This window comes from Nonomuraea sp. NPDC023979, from assembly GCF_040639085.1.
Taxonomy (GTDB): domain Bacteria; phylum Actinomycetota; class Actinomycetes; order Streptosporangiales; family Streptosporangiaceae; genus Nonomuraea; species Nonomuraea ceibae.
This window is the reverse complement of the sequence record NZ_JBEZZG010000041.1, coordinates 62,090-81,129: the sequence shown is the minus strand read 5'-3', so window position 1 is coordinate 81,129 and position 19,040 is coordinate 62,090. Positions and strand designations below refer to the sequence as shown.

Genomic DNA, 19,040 nt, shown 5'->3' with positions numbered 1-19,040 from the left:
GATGTCTTGGAGTGACAGACCTCTTCTACAGCGGCTCCGCTGCTTTGTTCACCGGTCTTGACGAACAGCCCTCTCCCTTAACTGAACGGCGTTGGTCCTAGAGGGGCGACAACGGAACAACGACAAGGAGAGCGCGATGGATGCTCGCTTGAACCTCTTCGGCAACCCGGTCGCGGGCAGGTCTCTGAAGCACATCGTGGCGGCGGGCAAGGTGGCCGCGGAGTCGACGCTGCCGTCCGTGACGCGCGAGCTGGTGTTGCTGCGCGTCAGTCAGATCAATGGGTGCGCGGTCTGCGTGGACATGCACAGCAAGGACGCCGCGCACGCAGGGGAGACCTCCACCCGTCTCAACCTGGTCGCGGCCTGGCGGGAGGCCACGGTGTTCACCGAGGCCGAGCGCGCCGCCCTGGAGCTGGCCGAGCAGGGTACCCGCATCGCTGATGCGGCCGGTGGCGTCAGCGACGAGGTCTGGGCGAATGCCGCCAAGCACTACGACGAGGACCAGCTCGCCGCCTTGGTGTCCCTCATCGCCCTCATCAACGCCGTCAACCGCGTGAACGTCATCACCCGGCAGCCCGCCGGCGACTACCGGCCCGGCCGGCACGGGTGACGAGCAGGACCGATACGCCTACAGCCCCTTGTCAGGAGAAATCTCATGAATGTCGCTCTGTGGATCTGCGCCGGGTTGCTGGCCGTCGTCCTCCCCATCGGTGGCGTCGGCAAGCTGATCGTGCCCCGGGAGAAGATGGCCGCCATGCGCGGCGCGGGATGGACCGCGGACTTCAGCGTCGGGTTCCTGAAGATCCTCGGGACCATCGAGGTCCTGGGAGCGGTGGGACTCGTCCTGCCCGCCGTGACCGGCATCGTGCCGGTTCTGGTGCCGGTGGCGGCGGTCGGTGTGGTGCTGCTGATGGTCGGCGCGATGGTCACGCACCTGCGCCGTGGTGAGGTCATGTCGGCCGCGGGGAACCTGGTCTACCTTGCCCTGGCCGCCTTCGTCGCGTGGGGCCGCTTCGGCCTCGAACCCTTCATCGGCTGACTGGGCAGCGGGACGGCGCCGGCCCGGCCGGAGGGCGAGTTCCCGTGGCACCACCACGACGGGAGCTGACGGTCAGGTTCGCCAGATGCTCAGGCAGCGGGCCATGATCCGGAACGGGACGGCCCTGCCTTCCAGCTGGTCGACGGTGCCGGCCAGGTGGAGGTCGAGCTCGGGGCAGTGGAAGAGCCAGGTGCCGGTGACCCCCGAATGGCCCACGAGCGTGGCGGGGTGGCGGCTCGGCGCGGCCAGGCGGCCCACGGTGAAGAACATGGTGCCCAGCCCGTACGTGAGCACGGGGACGTTGCGCAGGCGGTTGCGCCGTTCGGTGAGGAGGCCCACCGTGCGCGGGTCCTTGAAGAGCTCCCCCTTGAGCAGCGCCTGCTGGAAGGTGAGAAGGTCGCCGGTGGTGCTGGTCAGGTCGTTGGACGATCTCACCAGGCCGGGCAGGTCCACGCGGCGGCGCCGGGCGTAGAGGGGCAGGGGACGGTCCGGGAGCCCGGTGCTCGTCAGGCCCAGCGGTCCGGTGACGCGGTCGGCGAGCAGATCGGCGAACGACCGGCCGGTGACCGTCTCCACGATGCGGATGAGCAGCTGGAAGCCGGTGTCGGAGTAGCGGGCCTTCTGCCGGGGGGCGGTGAGGTCCTGGGGCGCGAAGTGCGGGCCCTGCCGCCGGGCCATCTCGATCGCCTCCTCGAACGTCCAGGAGACGTCCTCTCCGGCGGCCAGGTGCTTGAAGAGGCTGGGGCCGTCGCCTCGGTACTCGAAGAAGTCGGGCAGCCCGGAGGTGTGGCTGGCCAGGTGGCGCACGGTGATCTCGGGGGTGCGGTCGACGCCGTCGAGGACGTGGAGCCGGTCGGTGATCTCCGTGGGCAGGTAGGCGGTGATGGGCGCGTCCAGGGCGAGCTCGCCGCGTTCGTGGGCCTGGAGGACCAGCGTGATGATGAACCGCTTGGTCACGCTGGCGACGAAGAACGGCGTGTCGGGGCCCGGTAAGCCGGCGGCGCCGGACCAGCGCCGGTCCCCTCGGGCGACGGCGAGGTTGACGTGGTGGAGGCCGCGCCGGGCGGCGAGCTTGTCCAGCAGGCGGTTCATGCGGGCGTCGATGTCGGCGGGAACCATGAGCGCGACCCCTTATCTCTCGTAGACATCTCTCGTGGACATCTCTCATAGACATATCTATTAGTCATGTCTATGAGAGTCAACCGGGCTAGACTCGGCCGGTGGCCCACGTGATCCTCGGTCTGCTCCTGATCACCCCGATGAGCTTCTACGACCTCATCAAGGCGTTCGAGAGCGGAGTCGCGCTCTTCTACAGCGCCAGCTCAGGCAGCATCAAACGCGCCCTCGACGGCCTGCTCGCCCGGGGGCTCATCGAGGTGGCCAGCGTCGAGGGCGGCCGCGGGCGCAAGGTCTACCGCGTGACCGACGCCGGCCGCGAGGAGTTCCGCACCTGGATGACGGCGGACCCGGCAGGGCCGGACCTGGAGACCGCGGCGCTGGCCAGGCTCTACTTCCTCGGCCTGGTCGAGCAGCCGGAACGCCTGCCGGTGATGCGCCGCATCACGGCGCGCATCGAGGCGGAGCTCGCCACCCTCACGGACCTCGACGAGCGCCTCGACGCCCTCAACGTCCCCGATGAGCACCGCGACCTGGCCACCCACCAGCGCGCCGCGCTCTCCTACGGCATCGCCTCGGGCCGGTTCATGCTCGACTGGTTCCGCGACCACGCCGAACGACTGAGCCGCGACACGCCATAGATCCGCCGCCTCCGCCGCATCTATGCGGGTGAGACCAGAGGAGGCCTCTTGCATTCCGACCACCAGAGCGAGTTCGCCGAGTTCGTGTCGGCTCGCTCGGACAGCCTCATCCGGCTGGCCTATGTCCTGACCGGCAACCAGCACGCGGCCGAGGACCTGCTGCAGACCGCTCTGGCGAAGACCGCCGGCCGCTGGCGCAAGATCCGCTCCGCGCCCGAGGCGTACGTGCGGCGGGTGATGTACCACGAGCAGGTCAGCCGGTGGCGCAGTCCGCGCTGGGGCCGGGAGCACACGACGGCGGCCCTCCCCGACCGGCCGCAGACCGAGCGGCCCGACGAGATCGAGACCCGCATCACCATGCAGGAGGCGCTGCGCGCGCTGCCCGCGCGCAAACGCGCGGTGCTGGTGCTGCGTTACTACGAGGACCTGCCCGAGTCGGAGGTCGCCAAGATCATGGGCTGCTCGGTCGGGACCGTGCGCAGCCAGACCCACCAGGCCGTCGCGAAGCTGCGCAAGCTGATCGGCCGACCCGTCACCCTGGAGGCCTGAAGTGGACGTGGACGAGCGGAACATCGCCGAGGAGCTGCACCTGCTGGCCGGCCGGGCCCGGCCGGTCCACCCGCGCGCCTACGTCGACCGGGCGCTCGCCCGCTCGGCGCGGCGGCGGCGGACGTCCTGGTCGGTGGCGGGGCTGGTGGCCGCGTGCCTGGTGGGCACGGTCATCGCCTCCCCCCTGGCGGGCCTTCCGGGCCTCGGGGGCCGCGACGCCGCCGCCGAGCTGATCAGGCTGCCGGCCAGCACCTCCGAGCAGGCGCGGATGATCCGCGACTGCATGCCCGAGGGCGGCCCGGTGCACGGCATGGACCCCGGCCGCCGGCTGCCCGAGCAGGGCCGCATCGAGGACTTCCGGGTGCTGGCGCGCTTCACCGACGGCGAGGGGTCGACGGCGCTGCTCGGCAGCACGGCCGGGTTCGTCTTCTGCACGCCGGTGCCGAAGGGCGAACTGGGCGAGCCGGCGGTGTTCACGTACTGGGGCCACAAGGCTCCCGGCGGCCTGGCCGCCGGGCTGACGGGCGACCTCACCGTGGACGCGTACGTGGTGCAGACGGACGAACGCGCCATCCGCAGCGAAAAGCCGCGGAGCGGGTACTTCCGGGTCGTGGCCGGTCGGGTCGGGCCGGGCGTGCGGCGGGTGGCGATCGAGTGGTCCCCCGGGCGGCAGGCCGACGCGGTGGTGGCGAACGGGTTCTTCGTCGGGCGCGTGCCCGCGACGCACCGCTCCGACCCGCGCAGCCGCCTGGACGCGCTGGGGAAGCCGCTTGAGGTCATCGACACCCCGCCCGTCACCGTGACCGCCTACGACGAGGCGGGCGAGACGGCCGGGCGGGTGCCGGACGTCACCTACCTGTGGACGGGCCAGGATCGCGGGTAGTGACGCCTACGCGGCCCGGACCTCGACGTCGCCGGAGTCGGTGACCATGCGGATCGTCCGGGCCGCCGACGGGTCGTGCGTGGCGCCGACGTCCTTGTTGCCGGAGTCGGACTTGGCGGTGATGTTGTACGACCCGTCCGGCACGCGGATCAGCGCGTTGCCGGAGTCGGACTTCGTCTCCACGCTGTCCGGGGCGCCGGCGAAGGCCAGGTCGATGCCGCCGGAGTCGGTCCTGGCCGCGACCTGCTTGCCGGTGAGCCCGGTGGCCTCGATGGCGCCGGAGTCGCTGGTCACCTCCACCTGCCCGGACAGGCCGCGCAGCGTCACCTCGCCCGAGTCGCTGCCGGCCTTGACGCGCAGCCCGCGCGGGATCTCGACCTTGTAGCCGACCTCGCAGCTCAGGTTGCCCACCCAGCCGCTCGGACAGGTGAACTTGAGCACGAGCGTGCCGTCGTGGACCTCGTGGGTGGGGGTGGGCTTGCTCTTGTTCCAGGTGAGGTGCTCGGTGACGTGCACGCCCTGCCGATCGGACTCGACCACCTCGATCTCGCCCGAGTCGGCCTCGACCTGAAGCGCGGTCACCGTGCCGGTGACGTCGTAGGACACCGTGTCCTCGTGCTGCGGGCCGCCCACGACCCCGCAGCCCACCGTCATCGCGGCCAGCCCCAGCAGGGCCGCGATCGCGCCCGTTCTCTTCAGGTTCATGACGTCGATTGTTCTCGATCGCGCCGGGGCGAACCTCCGGTGAGTCCCTGAGACTTCCCCTGAGTACGCCTAGGCGGCGGTCAGGGCCTTGGACCGGTCGGTGGCCATGCGGATGGCGATGATGCCCAGGACGGTGCCGGTCACGTACCTCTGCACGCGGACCCAGAGCGGGCGGCGGCCCAGGAACACGGCGAGGCTGCCCGCGGTGACCACGATCAGCGCGTTGACCAGGGTGCCGACGGCGATCTGGGCCGAGCCGAGCACGAGGCTCTGGAGCAGGATGTTGCCCTGGGCCGGGTCGATGAACTGCGGGAGCAGCGACAGGTAGAGGATCGCGATCTTGGGGTTGAGCAGGCAGGTGAACAGCCCCATCGCGAACAGCCGCCGCGGCGCCTCGACGGGCAGCTCGCGGGCCTCGAAGGCGGAGGTGCCGCCGGGCTTGACCGCGTTCCAGGCCAGCCAGAGCAGGTAGGCGGCGCCGGCGAGCTTCAGCGCGGTGTAGGCGGCGGGCACGTACGCGAAGACGGCGGTCAGGCCGAGGCAGGTGGCGGCCAGGTAGGTGGAGAACCCGACGAAGACGCCCCCGAGGGAGATGAGGCCGGCGCGGCGGCCTTGGGAGATCGACCGGGAGACCAGATAGATCATGTTCGGTCCCGGGGTCAGCACCATTCCCAGAGAAATCAGCGCGATTCCTACGATTCCGGTCGACATAGTCGCATGTTACCCAGGACGGCTTTCTGGGAAGCGGACCAGCCCCAGGAAAGGGGCGCGCATGGATTTCAGGGACGACGTCAACCTCGACGCCTCGCAGGTGCAGGACGCCGGCGGCCGAGGCGGCGGCGGCCGGTTCCCCGGCGGCCCCGGCGGCATGGTCATCGGCGGCGGCGGCATCGTCACGCTGATCGCGTTCGTCTTGTTCGCCCTGCTCGGCAACGTCGGCGGCGAGCCCGAGCCCGCCCAGCGGCAACCGCCCGCCAACCTCGCCGAGCAGTGCCGCACCGGCAGGGACGCCGACCAGAGTGAGAAGTGCCAGGTCGTCGGCGTGGTCAACAGCATCCAGGACTACTGGAAGAAGGAGCTGCCCGAATACACGACGGCCAAGACCGTCCTCTACACGGGCGGCGTCCGCACGGCCTGCGGGGCGGCCGACTCCTCCGTCGGGCCGTTCTACTGCCCCGGCGACCAGCGCGTCTACCTGGACCTGAGCTTCTTCGACCAGCTGCGCACCCAGTTCGGCGCGCAGGGCGGCCCGTTCGCGCAGGCGTACGTGATCGCCCACGAGTACGGCCACCACGTGCAGAACCTGCTCGGCGCGCTGGAAGGCGGCGGTTCGGTGGCCACCGAGCTCCAGGCCGACTGCTACGCCGGCGTGTGGGCCAGGAACGCCTACGAGGGCGGCTTCTACGAGCAGCGGTTCACCGACGCCGACATCGCCCAGGCGCTCGACGCGGCGGCGGCCGTGGGCGACGACCGGATCCAGCGGCGCAGCGGCGGCCGGGTCGACCCGGAGTCGTTCACCCACGGCAGTTCGCAACAGCGCGTGGCGGCTTTCCAGGTCGGCTACAAGACCGGCCAGCCCGGCCGATGCACCCCCTCCGACCTGCTGTGACGGCCGTCGAGAGCGCATGTATTCGAAATCTCTCCTAAAATGAGGGGGGTGATCTTCAAGCTGGTCGGCGATGGACGGCCTTATCCCGAACATGGTTTGTCCAACCGCGAGTGGGCGCAGATACCGCCGCGGCAGGTCCGGCTCGACTCTTTGATCACCACGAAGGCCATGCTGGACCTGCATTCGCTGCTGGCCGCCGACTCCACCTTCTACGGCGACCTGTTCCCGCACGTGGTGCAGTGGCAGGGCGATCTCTATCTGGAGGACGGCCTGCACCGGGCGCTGCGCGCGGCGCTGCACCAGCGATCGATCCTGCACGCCAGGGTGCTCGAACTGCCGAGCTGAAAAGGGCCGCGAATCCGCGGCCCTTTTTCGTGTGCGCAAATGCGAAGAGCCTCCCCGCGGGGAGGCTCTTCGTCGTGAGCGGTGGTGGTGGGATTTGAACCCACGGATGAGTTGCCCCATCACACGCTTTCGAGGCGTGCGCCCTCGGCCACTAGGCGACACCACCGCCGACGAGCTTACCGGATCCGCCGAGTGCCGAAGAACTTCTTAAGGATCTCGGAGCTCTCCCCGGCCAGGACTCCCATGACGACCTCGGGCCGATGGTTGAGCCGGCGGTCGCGGACCACGTCCCAGAGGGACCCGGCGGCCCCGCCCTTCTCGTCGACGGCCCCGTACACGATCCTGTCGACGCGGGACAGGACGGCGGCGCCGGCGCACATCGTGCAGGGTTCGAGCGTGACGACGAGCGTGCAGCCGGTCAGGCGCCAGCTCCCGAGCAGGCGGCCGGCGGCGCGCAGCGCGAGCACCTCGGCGTGCGCGGTGGGGTCGGCGCTCGCCTCGCGGTCGTTGCCGGCTTCGGCGAGGACCTCGCCCCGCGGGCCGAGCACGACGGCGCCGACGGGGACCTCGCCGCGGGCGCCGGCCGCGGCGGCCTGGGCGAGGGCCAGGCGCATCGCGGCCTCGTGGCTCATCTCAGCCGGTCGAGCTCGTCGGCGAACGACAGCTTCTCGGCGAGCACGGAGAGGATGTCGGCGGGCAGCATGCCCTCCTCCATGCTCAGCTCCAGCAGCTCCTCGGAGCTGACGCCGAGGTCGGACAGGAGCTCGAAGTCGCCGGCGGGGCGGACGCCGAGCTCGTTGCCCTCCTTGTCGGGCACGACGCCGGCGAACTCGGCGAACAGCTCGCCCAGGTGGTCGGCGGGCACCGCGTGGGCGTCGGAGAGGAAGACCCGGGGCTCGTCGTCGTCGCGGTAGCGGACGATGGCGAACCACTCGTCCTCCACCTCGACACAGAGCAGCGCCAGCTCGTCGCCGGCCAGGCCGAGCGCCTCGGTCACGGCGTCGCCCAGGTCGTCGACGATCTCGGCGTCACGCAGGTCGACCTCGGCGCCACTCCAGCCGCCGGCGGTCTTGACGAAGGCCGCAGAGAAGGTGTTGGCCGCCATGTGCGCTCCAGGGGTCAGTCGAAGACCGATTCGATGGCACGCTCGAACGGCTCGGAGAAGCCCAGCCGTGCGGCGACGCTCGACAGCACCTCGTCGGGCAGCAGGTCGACGTCGCCGGACAGGATGCCCAGCTCCATCTCGTCGAGCCCGAGGTCGGCGAAGATCGACAGGTCACCGGCGGGCAGCGCGGTGTCCTCGTCCTGCAGGATCTCGTCGAGCTCCTCCTCGTCGGGCACGGGCACGTCGAGGTAGTCGAGAACCTGCCTGGCCAGCGGGAAGTCCCAGGACGCGGCGATGTCGGAGAGGAAGACATCGACCCGATCGCCGAGCACGCGCAGCGCCACGAAGAACTCATCCCCCACGGCGACCAGGCCAATCGTGCCGCTCTCGCTCGGCTGCTGGCGCAGGGCCTTGATCAGGCCCTGGAGGTCGGACGTGAGCGCGACCGGCAGCAGCTCGGCGTCCCAGCACTCGTCCTCGCGGTAGACCACGATGGCGAAATCGAGCGCGTCTTCGTCTGTCATCGCCATCGCCATCCCCCACAGCCGGCCCTGTCGGACCATAGCCTCTAGCCGGTTTCCAATCGTTCCAGAACCGGCCTGCCGTCGTGTGCCGCTCCGACCAAATTGTGATCAAAACCAAGACCACAACGTGCCGGTACGTGTCACACAAGATAGCGTTGTCCCTTATGGAAACCCTCGTCGTCGACCATCCGCTCGTGGCGCACAAGCTCACCACGCTGCGCGATGTCCGCACCGACTCTCCCACCTTCCGCAGGCTCGCGGACGAGCTGGTGACGCTGCTCGCGTACGAGGCCACCCGCGACGTCCGCGTCACCGACGTGACCGTCCAGACCCCGGTAGCCACGGCCAAGGGCGTCCGGCTGGCCAAGCCGGCGCCGCTCGTCGTCCCGATCCTGCGTGCCGGGCTCGGCATGCTGGAGGGCATGACGCGGCTGCTGCCGACGGCCGAGGTCGGCTTCCTCGGCATGATCCGCAACGAGTCGACGCTGCAGGCCGAGACGTACGCGACGCGGCTGCCCGACGACCTGTCCGGGCGGCAGTGCTACGTGGTCGACCCGATGCTGGCCACGGGCGGCACGCTGGCCGCCGCGGTGCAGTTCCTGTTCGAACGGGGGGCCGTGGACGTCACGGCGCTGTGCCTGCTGGCCGCCCCCGAGGGCCTGGCGTACATGGACAAGGTGTTCGCCAGCTCCGGCAAGCCCGTCCGGGTCGTCACGGCAGCGCTCGACGAGCGGCTGAACGAGAACGGCTACATCGTCCCCGGACTGGGTGACGCGGGCGACCGCCTCTACGGAGTCGTCTGAACGACCCACGCGCTGCGACCTCTTCGTTACATACTGTACTTGTGTGGGTACGTAGAGTGAGGAAGGCAACTTCCGCAGGGCGTGGGGGAGCACGATGAGCGTTATTCAGACCGCCGGGGTGGCGTCGTGAGCACCGAGGCGGATCCGAGCCCGTACTCGGAGGTGGAGACGGCCCTGTGCGAGGAGTTCGCGGGCGTCCACTCCTCCGCGACGGTGACGCGCTGCGTCGAGGCCGCTCATTACGGGGCGCTGGAGGTCACCGGCTATGCCCACCCCAGCCTCGTCGAGCGGATCGCCCGCAAACACCTCCACGTCCTCGCTCTGGTGGCCAGTGACCGAGGCTAGGCAAGATCATAACTAGCTCGCCAAGAGCACCTTTACCCCGGCAACAGGGTGGGTAATGTATACGGCGGGTGTAGTGGGTAAGTGGTACGGAGGCGACAGTGCAGGTCAAAAAAGTCCTCACATACGGTGGTATCGCGTTTGTCGCGTACTACCTGTTCGCGCGACCAGCGGACGCCGCTGACGCGGTCAGAGGGGCGTTCGACACCGTGTTCAACGCGGCCGACTCGCTGGCTCAATTCGTGAACAACCTCGCATGAGACTTGTGACCCACGGGGACTCTGCTCCGTCGTCGGTCAACCGTTACCTACTCCCCCACGAACAACAGGTCATCATGGTGCGGCGTCACCCAGCCGTGCTGCTCCGTCCGGTCGCCGAGGTCTTCGGCGGCCTGATCATCGCCGGACTGCTCAGCCGATTCTTCGGCGGCGGCGAGGGGGGCGGCACGGCCCTCGTCGTCGTGTGGTGGCTCTGGCTGCTGCTGCTGATCCGTTTCGTATGGAAAGTCGCGGAGTGGTCGGTCGATTACTTTGTGGTGACCTCGAAACGGATGCTCTTGACCACCGGCCTGATCACGCGCAAAGTGGCGATGATGCCGTTGGCGAAAGTCACCGACATGAGCTTCCAGCGATCTCTGCTTGGGCGCATGCTCGGCTACGGAGAGTTCATCCTGGAGTCCGCCGGCCAGGACCAGGCACTGTCCAACGTGGAGTACATTCCGTATCCGGAGACCTTGTACCTGGAGGTCTGCCAGATGCTATTTCCCGGCAAGGATGACGGAGACGATTAATCTCCAGGTGGGGAATTCTTCACCCGGGGATACCAGATTCGGCTACTTCGTGCAATCATTGCGTGTTGTTGACCCTTCCCCGCCTTGAGAGATGAGATGCCGAGTCAGGGAACCATCGGTGACCGCGTCCGAGGATTGCGGCTGAACAGGCGGATGTCGCAGGCCCAGCTGGCCGGACCCGACCTGTCGGACAGTTACGTCTCGCTGATCGAGTCGGGCAAGCGCACGCCGACTCCCGTCGTCGCCCGTCTCCTGGCCGAGAGGCTGGGATGCACCACCGAGTTCCTCCTGCATGGGATCGAGCCTCGGCAACGGATCGACACCGAGCTCGGGCTCCGTCATGCCGAGCTGGAGCTGCAGCACGGTGACCCGGTGGTGGCCGCCGAGCGCTACACGGAGATCGTCAAGGCGGCCGACGAGGAAAACGCCATGCTCACGGCGCAGGCCCGCTTCGGCAGGGCCCGTGCGCTGGAGGCGCAGGGCCGGCTCGGGCAGGCCGTCGAGGCCTTCGAGCGGCTGCGCCGGGAGGCCGCCGCGCATCCCGAGCGCCTGGCCGACCTGCCGCTGACGATCGCGCTGAGCCGCTGCTACCAGCGGGCCGGCGACCGGCTGCGCGCCCGTGACCTGGCCGTCCGCGCGCTGGAGCAGGCCGAGCGCATGTCCATCACGCAGGGCGAGATCGCCGTCGACCTGGCCGCCGTGCTGGTCGAGGCGCGCGGCGACCGCGAAGGCCACTCCGCCGAGCTGGATTACGTCAAGAAGGTGCTCGATCTCAGCGAGGCGCCCGATGATGTGGACCGTTCCGGAGAGGTGCGCTCGCTCTGGCAGGCGAGCAACGCGGCGGCCGCGGGCGAGGACTCCGCGCTGGCCGTCCGGCTCGCCGACGACGCCATCAACGCCGGCCGTCAGCGACGGCTCGCGCTGCAGCTCGCCCGTACGGCGATGCACTGGGCGCGGCTGGCCACGGCGCCGATCGACGAGGCCGAGCGCCTGGTCGAGCAGGCGGCGCGGACGTTCGGCGCCCACCCGGGCAACGAGCGCGAGCACGGCGAGAGCCTGATCGCGCACGCGCGGGTCCGGCTGCGGGCCAACGACCTGGTGCGGGCCGGCGAGCTCGCGTCGCAGGCGCTCGGCCTGCTGCGTGACGTCCCGGGCACGGCCACGGCGGAGGCGCACCTGCTGCACGCCACGGTCGCGATCGGTCTGGGCGGCGACCCGTCGGCGCACCTGGGGGCGGCCCACACGCTGCTCGCCGGGCGCAACCGGCAGCCGTTCGGCTCCGACCGGCCAGCCGCGCGCTGCTGGCGTGAGCTGGGCGACCTTTACGGCCAGGTGGCGGACCGAGCACAGCAGACCTCCGCTTATCGTAAGGCGCTGGAAGCCGCCGGGGTCCGTTCCATGCTGGCCGGGCTGACCGCCGATTCCACAGTTTCCCGCTGAACCTACCCTCCGGGGGCTCCAGCATTTAGCGGCTGGAATACACTAGGGTTTCCCAGTCATTGACTCATAGGATGATTGGTTTCCCCCGGAGGAGGCGGACTGTGAGTCTGCGTACGGCGCAGCGGGCTTCGCTCGTCGACCAGGTGATCGACCAGCTCAAGGAACAGATCACCTCAGGGTCGTGGCCGATGAACGGCAAGATCCCGACCGAGACCGTGCTCGCCGAGCAACTCGGAGTCGGGCGCAACACCGTTCGGGAGGCCGTACGCGCGCTCACCCACGCCGGTCTCCTGGAGTGCCGGCAGGGCGACGGCACCTACGTACGGGCGACCAGCGAGCTCTCGGGGGCCATGCTCAGGCGCCTGCGGCAGGCCGAGCAGCTGGAGATCTTCGAGGTGCGCCGCGCGCTGGAGGTCGAGTCGGCCCGGCTGGCCGCCACCCGCCGCACCGACGAGGACATTCGGCTCATCGAGGCCGCGCTGGCCGAGCGTGACCGGGCCTGGGAGCTGGACGACCCCGACCGGTTCGTCGAGGCCGACCTGGCCTTCCACATGGCGGTCGCGCACGCCACCCACAACCTGGTGCTCATCGACCTCTACGAGGACTTCTCCGCGGCGCTGCGGGCCAGCATCACCGCGGCGGGCACCTCGCTCAACAAGAGCTACATCCCGCATGACGCGATCGCCCGCGCCATCGCCGCCGGCGACGTCAGCGCCGCCGAGCGGGCCGGGCACGCCTGCATGGAGCACATCCTCATCGCCCTGACGGAGTCGGAACCGTAGGAGCTCAGGGCCTGAGCCTGTCGGCGTGGTCGGCGGCGAACTCCTCGAAGGAGCGCGCCGGACGGCCGACGACGCCGGCGAAGTCCTCGGTGGTGTAGTCGCCCCAGCCGCTCGCGTAGGCGCGAGCGTATTCGGTGTTGACCGCCGCGTCCCATTCGCGCAGCCCGGCGCCCAGCATCGCCTCGTAGGCGCCTTCCGGGGTGACCGGCTCGTAGCCGATGGGCGTGCCGTAGACGGGGGTCAGCCGGGAGGCGGCCTCGCGCAGCGAGATGCTCTCCGGCCCGGTGAGCGTGTAGGTCCTGCCCCGGTGCGCCGACGGGTCCGCCAGCACGCGGGCGCCGAACTCGGCGATGTCGCGCACGTCGATCAGGCCAATTCTGCCCTCGCCGGTGGACCCGTACAGGGTCGTGCCGTTGATCGAGCCGAAGAGGTTCTGCATGAAGAACGCCGGGCGGATGATCGTCCAGTCGAGCCCGGAGGCGGTCAGCTCCACGTCGGACAGGGCGTGCAGGCGGCCGTTGCGGGTGGGGGCGTCATGGGAGGCGCCGATGGCCGACATGCGGACCACGTGGCGCACGCCCGCCTGACGGGCGGCCCAGACGGCGTTCATGCTGGCGTGGGGCGCCTGCGGGCCCATCGCGGTGAGCAGCCAGAGCGTGTCGACGCCCTTGAACGCGGGCTCCAGGGTGTCGGGCCGGTCCAGGTCGCCGGCCACCGCCTCGACGCCGTCAGGCGCTTTGGCCAGATCGCGGACGAGCACGCGGACGTCGTCGGTGCCGGGCAGGGCGCGCAGCAGGGCACTGGAGACGGTGCCGGTCGCGCCAGTGATCAAGATCGTCATGTCGGCTCTCTCTCATCAGGCGGAACCGGTGCGTCCCGCTCATACAGCCAACGTATAGTAAGAAATAATGACGGTCAAGTTTGGTGACTAATAGGAGGATGTGGCCGTGCGCCGCAGTGACAACAAGCAAGCCGACCCCGACATCGGGGTCCTGAGCAGCCGCATGCTCTTCCGGCTGCAGCGAGAGCTCTTCTCCACCCTTGCCGAGCAGGGGCATCCGCGGCTGAGGCCGCGCCACGGGGCCGTGCTGGCCTACCTGAACGAGGAAGGCAGCCGGGCCACCGACCTGGCCGCCCTGTCGGGGCAGCACAAGCAGGTCGTCGGCACGCTCGTGGACGAGCTCGTCGAGCTCGGCTACGTGGAGCGGCAACCCGACCCGGCCGACCGCCGGGCCAAGCTCATCGTGCCCACCCGCAAGGGGCTCGACGAGATGGCCCGCTCCGACGCGATCGTGGCCGCCATCGAGGACCGCTACGCCAAGGCCGTCGGCGAGGAGACCTACGCCGAGTTCAAGAGGGTCTTCAGGCTGATCTCAGCTCAGCCGTAGCGACATCACCAGGTAGCGGAAGGCGGGCTCGGCGTCACCGGGCACGTCCTGGATCAGGGCGGGCCTGGTCGGCGACTCCATGTTGATGCGCGCCAGGTCGGTCTCGATGCCGACGAGCCCGTCGAGGATGAACTGCGACTGGAAGGCGATCTGGATGTCGTCGCCGCGCAGCTCGCACTCGACCACCTCCGAGCCCCGGCCGATGTCGCCGCCCCCCGCCTGGATGCGCACCTGGCCCTGGCTGAACGACAGGCGGATCGCCGTGTTGCGCTCGGCCACCAGCGCCACCCGCTTGATGGCCGCCACGAACGGCGCCACCGGCACGTCGGCCCGGATCGACCAGTCGGCGGTCAGCCGGGTGCGGTAGTCGATGAACTGCTCGTCGAGCAGCCGCACCGTGGTGCTGCGCCCGACGCTCTCGAAGCCCGCCACGCCGTCGCCGAACGCGACCGACACCTCGCCGCCGCGCAGCGACTTGGCCACCTCGACCAGCACGCGGGCCGGCACCATGGCCGAGACCGAGGCGGTGGGGCTGGCCGGACGCCAGGCGAACTCGCGGGCCGCGATGCGATAGCGGTCGGTGGCGGCCATCGTGACGAGGTCGCCGTCGACGTCGACCCTGATGCCGGTCAGCATCGGCAGCGTGTCGTCGCGGCTGGAGGCCGGGGCCACCTGACCGACGGCCGAGGCGAACACGCCGCCGCCGATCGCGCCGATGGCGGGCGGCATCGCGGGCAGGCTCGGGAAGTCCTCGACGGGCATGGTGATCAGCCCGAACTCGGCGCTGCCGCAGGTGAGCACCGCCTCCTGGCCCTCGGTGACCAGCTCGACGTCGTCGGCGGGCAGGCTCCTGCTGATCTCGGCGAGCAGCCGGCCGGGGATCAGCACACTGCCGGACTCGGCCACGTCGGCGTCGACCAGGGCGCGCGCCGACACGTCGTAGTCGAACGCGGACAGGCTCAGCTCCTCGCCCGCCTCCAGCAGGAGCCCGGAGAGCACGGGCGTCACGGGCCGGCTGGGCAGGACCCTGGCCGCCCATGCGACCGCGTCGGCCAGCACGTCACGGTTAACCCGGATTTTCACCTGATCCACCCTTTCTTCGCGGCCTGCCCTCTAGAAAATAGCCGAGCCTACCGACAAAGAATCCCGCTAGCGGCTGTTGAGGTAGGCGAGAACGGCCAGGACCCGGCGGTTGTCGTCGTCGGAGGGGGCCAGGCCGAGCTTGGCGAAGATGCCCGCGGTGTGCTTGGCCACCGCGCTCTCGCTGAGGAACAGCCGCTGCGAGATGGCCGCGTTGGAGCGCCCCTCGGCCATCGCTTCGAGCACGTCGCGCTCGCGCGGGGTGAGCGTGGCCAGCGGCTCGTGGGTGGCGTTGCTGGCCAGCAGCTTGGCGATCACCTCGGGGTCCATGGCCGTGCCGCCCCCGGCCACCCGGCGCACCGCGTCGACGAACTGCTCGGCGTTGAACACCCGGTCCTTCAGCAGGTAGCCGATCGCGCCGGAGCCGTCGGCCAGCAGCTCGCGGGCGTAGAGCTGCTCGACGTGCTGGGAGAGCACGAGGATCGGCAGCCCGGGCACCTGCTTGCGGGCGGCCAGCGCGGCCTGCAGGCCCTCGTCGGTGTTGGTCGGCGGCAGCCGCACGTCGACGATGGACACGTCAGGGCGCAGCTCCAGCAGCCCCCTGAGCAGCTCCGGGCCGGTCTCCACGGCGGCCACGACCTCGAAGCCGTGCGCTTGGAGCAGGTGGACCAGGCCGTCCCTGAGGAGATAGAGGTCTTCGGCGACGAGTACGCGGTTCATCACTCAGAACCATAGGTTGGTCGGCGTCGTGTTGCACATCCACAGGTCACGGTTGTGGTTGGCGGGGATGGCGACCGCGGCCACGTACATCATGGTGCCGAGCACGACCATGAACGCGATGACCGGCCACTGGTAGGGCTCCGGCAGGTGCAGCGCCAGGAACCAGGTCTTCTCCTCGACTCCGAAGATCTTGAAGATGGCCGTCACGATCCCCTGCGGGAACAGCGGGCACCAGGCCGTCGCCCACAGGGTGACCACGGTGATCATCTTCCAGCGCGGCAGCTTGGGCAGGTCGCCCGCCCAGTATTCGGGCAGCACCCGGGGCAGCTCCATCGTCACCGTGGTCGGCCCGCCGGGCGGGCTGTGCAGCGCCATGACGCCGTCGAAGGCCGCCAGCCGCCGTTCGATGCCGGTCAGGCCGCTGCCCTTGGCGGGATCGGCGCCGCCCCAGCCGTCGTCGCTCACCGTGATGCGCAGGCTCGGGCCGTTGGTGCTGATGTCGACCGTGGCCCGGGTCGCGCCGCCGTGGCGGGCGGCGTTGGACAGCAGCTCGCTCACGGCGAAGTAGGCGGCGGCCTCCACGGGAGCCTCCGGCCGGTGCGGCAGGTCCACCTCCACCGTCACCTTGAGCGCGCTGTCCATCGCCAGCGCCCGCACGGCGTCGCCGAGGCCGCGCTCGGCCAGCACCGGCGGGTGGATGCCGCGGATGACCCGGCGCAGCTCGGTCAGCGTCTCGGCGGAGGCGTCGCGGGCCTTGGCCAGCAGCGCCTTGGCGGCGGCCGGGTCGGTGTCGACCAGGTTCTCGACGGCGCCCAGCGTCATGCCGATCGCCACCAGCCTGGCCTGGGTGCCGTCGTGCAGGTCGCGTTCGATGCGGCGCATCTCGGCGGCCTGCGTGTCGACGGCCAGGTTGCGCACCCGGCTCAGGTGGCTGACCTGGCTGGCCAGCCTGCTGGCCGCGGTCGGGCCCAGCAGCAGCTCGCACCAGAGCCCGTACAGCCGGAGCCCGCGCTCGGGCATCAGCAGCAGCAACGGGACCAGGGCCACCTTGACCAGCGGGTCGAGCAGCAGCCACAGCGCGTCGCGGAAGGTCGCCCGGTCGGTGAGCATCCACTTCCACCGGTCGTTCCAGGCGGGCACCCGGGGCGACTTGTACAGGGTCCGGCCGTGGCGGTACATGCCGTCGGACTGCGGCTGCGGAGGCGGCGGCGGGGGCAGGTAGGGCGCCTCGATCTCGATGCCGGACGAGGTGCGCACCAGCTTCCTGGTGAGCCCGGTCACCCCTCTGATCATCCGGACCGCCGGCGGGAACAGGAACACCATGCCCAGGCCGAACGTCGCCATGACCGTGAGGAACGCGGCCACGATCACGACCAGTTCGTAAGCGGCCAGCGTCAGCAACGCCAGGACGATCCCGTACTTCCGGAGCATGTCACCAGTGTGCGTGATCCAGGCGCACTCTCACATTGCACCTAGGTACACCCTTGCCCGGCAACCAACCGCATTCCCGGTGACCTGCGCGAACTCTAGCGTCGAAGCCATGAACGTCATCGAGGTCGAGAACCTCCACAAGCGCTACCCCAACCACGTGGCGGTGCACGACGTGTCGTTCGAGGTGTCGGAGGGCGAGATCTTCGGCATCCTCGGCCCGAACGGCGCCGGCAAGACCACCACCGTCGAGTGCGTCTCCGGGCTGCGCGTCCCCGACGGCGGCGCCATCCGCGTCGCCGGCATCGACCCGCACCGCGAGCGCGACCACCTGCGCCGGGTGCTCGGCGCGCAGCTCCAGAGCTCCGCGCTGCCGGAGAAGATCAAGGTCTGGGAGGCGCTGGACCTGTACGCGTCCTTCTACCCCGACCCGGCCGACTGGCGGGAGCTGCTGGAACGCGTCGGGCTCGGCGCCAAGAAGGACGCCATGTTCGGCAAGCTCTCCGGCGGCCAGCGCCAGCGCCTGTCGGTCGCCCTCGCGCTCGTCGGCAAGCCGCGCATCGCGGTGCTGGACGAGCTCACCACCGGGCTCGACCCGCAGGCCCGCCGCGACACCTGGGAGCTGGTCGAGCAGGTGCGCGACTCCGGCGTGACGATCGTGCTGGTCACGCACTTCATGGAGGAGGCCGAGCGGCTCTGCGACCGCATCGCGCTCATCGACGCCGGTCGCGTGGTGGCCGTCGACTCCCCCGCCGGGCTGATCGAGCGGGTGGGCGGCGAGCAGCGGCTGCGGTTCCGGCCGTCGGCCCCCGTCTCGGACGCGGTGCTGCTGGCCCTGCCCGAGGTCACCGACGTCAGCAGGAGCGGCCAGCAGATGGTCGTGACCGGCAAGGGCAACCTCGCGCACGCGGTCACGATGGCCCTGGCCGACCAGCAGGTCATCCCCGGCGACCTGCGGATCGAGCAGGCCACGCTGGACGACGCGTTCCTCGCTCTCACCGGAAGGAAGCTGGCATGAAGAAGATCCTCCTGATGGAGACCAAGCTCCACCTGCGCGACTGGCCGATCCTGGCGTTCGGCCTCGTGCTGCCCATCGGGCTGCTGCTGGGCCTGGGGCAGATCCCGGACCTCGGCAAGCCCGACCCGAACCTCGGCGGGGCCCGGTTCGTCGACGCGCAGCTGCCCGCGCAGATGATCCTGCTCGCCCTGATGACGATGTCCTTCACCGCCCTTCCCGGCGTGCTGACCGCCTACCGCGAGCAGGGCGTGCTGCGCAGGATGTCGACGACGCCGGTGCACCCAGGGCGGCTGCTCGGCGCGCAACTGGTGATCAACCTGGCCGTCGCCGCGATCGCCGCCGTCCTGGTGATCGTGCTCGGGGCGCTGGTGCTCGGCTCCCACGTGCCGGCGAACCTGATCGGGTTCGTGCTGGTCTTCCTGCTCGGGGCGGCGGCGATGCTGGCCCTCGGGCTGGTGATCGCCTCCGTCGCGCCCAGCAGCAAGGCCGCCCCGGGCATCGGCTCGGTCGTCATGTTCCCGCTGCTGTTCCTGGCCGGGATGTGGCTCCCGCGCGAGATCATGCCCGACGCCCTGCGCACGATCAGCGACTACTCGGTGGTCGGCCCGTTCGTCAACGCGATGCGCGACACCTGGACGGGCGACTGGCCGCAGCTCCCCCACCTGGCCGTGATGCTGGTCGGGCTGGCGCTGTTCGGCGGGCTGGCCGTGAAGCTGTTCAAGTGGGAGTGAGC

At 70.1% G+C, this 19,040-nt stretch carries 25 protein-coding genes and 1 tRNA gene; 15 read left to right on the top strand and 11 right to left on the bottom strand.

Going from position 1 to position 19,040, the window contains the following annotated elements:
• Positions 1 to 136: 136 nt before the first annotated feature.
• Entirely contained in the window at positions 137 to 610 is a 474-nt protein-coding gene (locus AB0G11_RS42820; RefSeq protein ID WP_357592607.1) for a carboxymuconolactone decarboxylase family protein, read from the top strand.
• 45 nt (positions 611 to 655) lie between these two features.
• On the top strand, positions 656 to 1,039 hold the full coding sequence (locus tag AB0G11_RS42815) for a DoxX family protein (protein WP_357592605.1): 384 nt from the start codon (positions 656 to 658) through the stop codon (positions 1,037 to 1,039).
• 72 nt (positions 1,040 to 1,111) lie between these two features.
• On the opposite strand, the gene AB0G11_RS42810 is transcribed toward AB0G11_RS42815, so the two are convergent.
• Positions 1,112 to 2,158 carry a serine hydrolase domain-containing protein gene (locus AB0G11_RS42810; RefSeq protein ID WP_357592603.1) on the bottom strand — a complete coding sequence of 349 codons (1,047 nt, stop codon included), beginning with the start codon at positions 2,156 to 2,158 and terminating at the stop codon, positions 1,112 to 1,114.
• A 101-nt stretch (positions 2,159 to 2,259) separates the two neighbouring features.
• On the opposite strand from AB0G11_RS42810, the gene AB0G11_RS42805 reads away from it, so the two are divergent.
• Genes AB0G11_RS42805 through AB0G11_RS42795 form a run of 3 tightly spaced genes read left to right on the top strand, consistent with a single transcriptional unit; the run spans position 2,260 to position 4,228 of the window.
• Positions 2,260 to 2,796, top strand: coding sequence for a helix-turn-helix transcriptional regulator (locus AB0G11_RS42805; RefSeq protein ID WP_357592601.1), 537 nt, complete (start codon positions 2,260 to 2,262; stop codon positions 2,794 to 2,796).
• 48 nt (positions 2,797 to 2,844) lie between these two features.
• Positions 2,845 to 3,345, top strand: coding sequence for a SigE family RNA polymerase sigma factor (locus AB0G11_RS42800; protein WP_357592599.1), 501 nt, complete (start codon positions 2,845 to 2,847; stop codon positions 3,343 to 3,345).
• 7 nt (positions 3,346 to 3,352) lie between these two features.
• Positions 3,353 to 4,228, top strand: coding sequence for a hypothetical protein (locus AB0G11_RS42795; protein ID WP_357592597.1), 876 nt, complete (start codon positions 3,353 to 3,355; stop codon positions 4,226 to 4,228).
• Positions 4,229 to 4,234: 6 nt separating this feature from the next.
• On the opposite strand, the gene AB0G11_RS42790 is transcribed toward AB0G11_RS42795, so the two are convergent.
• Together AB0G11_RS42790 and AB0G11_RS42785 are read right to left on the bottom strand one after the other, a co-directional pair.
• A complete protein-coding gene (locus AB0G11_RS42790) occupies positions 4,235 to 4,933 on the bottom strand; it encodes a DUF4097 family beta strand repeat-containing protein (protein WP_357592595.1) in 699 nt (232 codons plus the stop codon).
• 69 nt (positions 4,934 to 5,002) lie between these two features.
• On the bottom strand, positions 5,003 to 5,602 hold the full coding sequence (locus tag AB0G11_RS42785; protein ID WP_357592611.1) for a LysE family translocator: 600 nt from the start codon (positions 5,600 to 5,602) through the stop codon (positions 5,003 to 5,005).
• 103 nt (positions 5,603 to 5,705) lie between these two features.
• On the opposite strand from AB0G11_RS42785, the gene AB0G11_RS42780 reads away from it, so the two are divergent.
• Together AB0G11_RS42780 and AB0G11_RS42775 are read left to right on the top strand one after the other, a co-directional pair.
• The gene (locus tag AB0G11_RS42780; protein WP_357592593.1) at positions 5,706 to 6,542 is read left to right on the top strand and encodes a neutral zinc metallopeptidase; all 837 of its coding nucleotides are present in this window, start codon (positions 5,706 to 5,708) and stop codon (positions 6,540 to 6,542) included.
• Positions 6,543 to 6,590: 48 nt separating this feature from the next.
• On the top strand, positions 6,591 to 6,887 hold the full coding sequence (locus tag AB0G11_RS42775; protein WP_219508180.1) for a type II toxin-antitoxin system VapB family antitoxin: 297 nt from the start codon (positions 6,591 to 6,593) through the stop codon (positions 6,885 to 6,887).
• 79 nt (positions 6,888 to 6,966) lie between these two features.
• On the opposite strand, the gene AB0G11_RS42770 is transcribed toward AB0G11_RS42775, so the two are convergent.
• The 4 genes from AB0G11_RS42770 to AB0G11_RS42755 form a co-directional block, all read right to left on the bottom strand.
• A tRNA-Ser gene (locus AB0G11_RS42770) sits at positions 6,967 to 7,053 on the bottom strand.
• 10 nt (positions 7,054 to 7,063) lie between these two features.
• Positions 7,064 to 7,519, bottom strand: a complete 456-nt coding sequence (gene tadA, locus AB0G11_RS42765) for a tRNA adenosine(34) deaminase TadA (RefSeq protein ID WP_219508179.1) — start codon at positions 7,517 to 7,519, stop codon at positions 7,064 to 7,066.
• Positions 7,516 to 7,992, bottom strand: a complete 477-nt coding sequence (locus tag AB0G11_RS42760) for a tRNA adenosine deaminase-associated protein (protein WP_219508178.1) — start codon at positions 7,990 to 7,992, stop codon at positions 7,516 to 7,518. Before AB0G11_RS42760 ends, tadA begins: the two co-directional genes overlap by 4 nt.
• A 14-nt stretch (positions 7,993 to 8,006) precedes the next feature.
• Positions 8,007 to 8,522, bottom strand: a complete 516-nt coding sequence (locus AB0G11_RS42755) for a tRNA adenosine deaminase-associated protein (RefSeq protein ID WP_219508177.1) — start codon at positions 8,520 to 8,522, stop codon at positions 8,007 to 8,009.
• 158 nt (positions 8,523 to 8,680) lie between these two features.
• Between AB0G11_RS42755 and upp the strand changes: the two genes are divergently transcribed.
• The 5 genes from upp to AB0G11_RS42730 all read left to right on the top strand — a co-directional run bounded on the left by upp (position 8,681) and on the right by AB0G11_RS42730 (position 12,673).
• The gene (upp, locus tag AB0G11_RS42750; protein WP_357592591.1) at positions 8,681 to 9,319 is read left to right on the top strand and encodes a uracil phosphoribosyltransferase; all 639 of its coding nucleotides are present in this window, start codon (positions 8,681 to 8,683) and stop codon (positions 9,317 to 9,319) included.
• A 126-nt stretch (positions 9,320 to 9,445) separates the two neighbouring features.
• On the top strand, positions 9,446 to 9,664 hold the full coding sequence (locus AB0G11_RS42745; protein ID WP_219508175.1) for a hypothetical protein: 219 nt from the start codon (positions 9,446 to 9,448) through the stop codon (positions 9,662 to 9,664).
• A 253-nt stretch (positions 9,665 to 9,917) separates the two neighbouring features.
• Positions 9,918 to 10,451: a PH domain-containing protein gene (locus AB0G11_RS42740; protein WP_219508174.1), complete on the top strand. Its 534-nt coding sequence runs from the start codon at positions 9,918 to 9,920 to the stop codon at positions 10,449 to 10,451.
• A 96-nt stretch (positions 10,452 to 10,547) separates the two neighbouring features.
• The gene (locus AB0G11_RS42735) at positions 10,548 to 11,891 is read left to right on the top strand and encodes a helix-turn-helix transcriptional regulator (protein WP_357592589.1); all 1,344 of its coding nucleotides are present in this window, start codon (positions 10,548 to 10,550) and stop codon (positions 11,889 to 11,891) included.
• A gap of 101 nt (positions 11,892 to 11,992) precedes the next feature.
• Positions 11,993 to 12,673 carry a FadR/GntR family transcriptional regulator gene (locus tag AB0G11_RS42730; protein ID WP_219508172.1) on the top strand — a complete coding sequence of 227 codons (681 nt, stop codon included), beginning with the start codon at positions 11,993 to 11,995 and terminating at the stop codon, positions 12,671 to 12,673.
• A gap of 4 nt (positions 12,674 to 12,677) precedes the next feature.
• Here the strand turns inward: AB0G11_RS42730 and AB0G11_RS42725 are convergent, their stop codons facing one another.
• Positions 12,678 to 13,514 carry an SDR family oxidoreductase gene (locus AB0G11_RS42725; RefSeq protein WP_219508171.1) on the bottom strand — a complete coding sequence of 279 codons (837 nt, stop codon included), beginning with the start codon at positions 13,512 to 13,514 and terminating at the stop codon, positions 12,678 to 12,680.
• A gap of 106 nt (positions 13,515 to 13,620) precedes the next feature.
• On the opposite strand from AB0G11_RS42725, the gene AB0G11_RS42720 reads away from it, so the two are divergent.
• The gene (locus tag AB0G11_RS42720; RefSeq protein WP_357592587.1) at positions 13,621 to 14,061 is read left to right on the top strand and encodes a MarR family winged helix-turn-helix transcriptional regulator; all 441 of its coding nucleotides are present in this window, start codon (positions 13,621 to 13,623) and stop codon (positions 14,059 to 14,061) included.
• Here AB0G11_RS42720 and dnaN read toward each other — a convergent pair.
• From dnaN to AB0G11_RS42705, 3 genes are all read right to left on the bottom strand, one after another.
• Positions 14,047 to 15,144 carry a DNA polymerase III subunit beta gene (gene dnaN, locus AB0G11_RS42715; protein ID WP_219508169.1) on the bottom strand — a complete coding sequence of 366 codons (1,098 nt, stop codon included), beginning with the start codon at positions 15,142 to 15,144 and terminating at the stop codon, positions 14,047 to 14,049. The genes AB0G11_RS42720 and dnaN overlap by 15 nt on opposite strands.
• Positions 15,145 to 15,210: 66 nt before the next feature.
• Positions 15,211 to 15,861: a response regulator transcription factor gene (locus AB0G11_RS42710; protein ID WP_219508168.1), complete on the bottom strand. Its 651-nt coding sequence runs from the start codon at positions 15,859 to 15,861 to the stop codon at positions 15,211 to 15,213.
• A 3-nt stretch (positions 15,862 to 15,864) separates the two neighbouring features.
• The gene (locus AB0G11_RS42705) at positions 15,865 to 17,292 is read right to left on the bottom strand and encodes a histidine kinase (protein ID WP_357592585.1); all 1,428 of its coding nucleotides are present in this window, start codon (positions 17,290 to 17,292) and stop codon (positions 15,865 to 15,867) included.
• Positions 17,293 to 17,401: 109 nt separating this feature from the next.
• Between AB0G11_RS42705 and AB0G11_RS42700 the strand changes: the two genes are divergently transcribed.
• Positions 17,402 to 18,307 carry an ABC transporter ATP-binding protein gene (locus AB0G11_RS42700; RefSeq protein WP_219508166.1) on the top strand — a complete coding sequence of 302 codons (906 nt, stop codon included), beginning with the start codon at positions 17,402 to 17,404 and terminating at the stop codon, positions 18,305 to 18,307.
• Positions 18,304 to 19,038 (top strand): ABC transporter permease, encoded by a 735-nt coding sequence (locus AB0G11_RS42695; RefSeq protein ID WP_357592583.1) that lies wholly within the window; start codon positions 18,304 to 18,306, stop codon positions 19,036 to 19,038. The genes AB0G11_RS42700 and AB0G11_RS42695 overlap by 4 nt, the downstream gene beginning before the upstream one ends.
• Positions 19,039 to 19,040 lie beyond the last annotated feature (2 nt).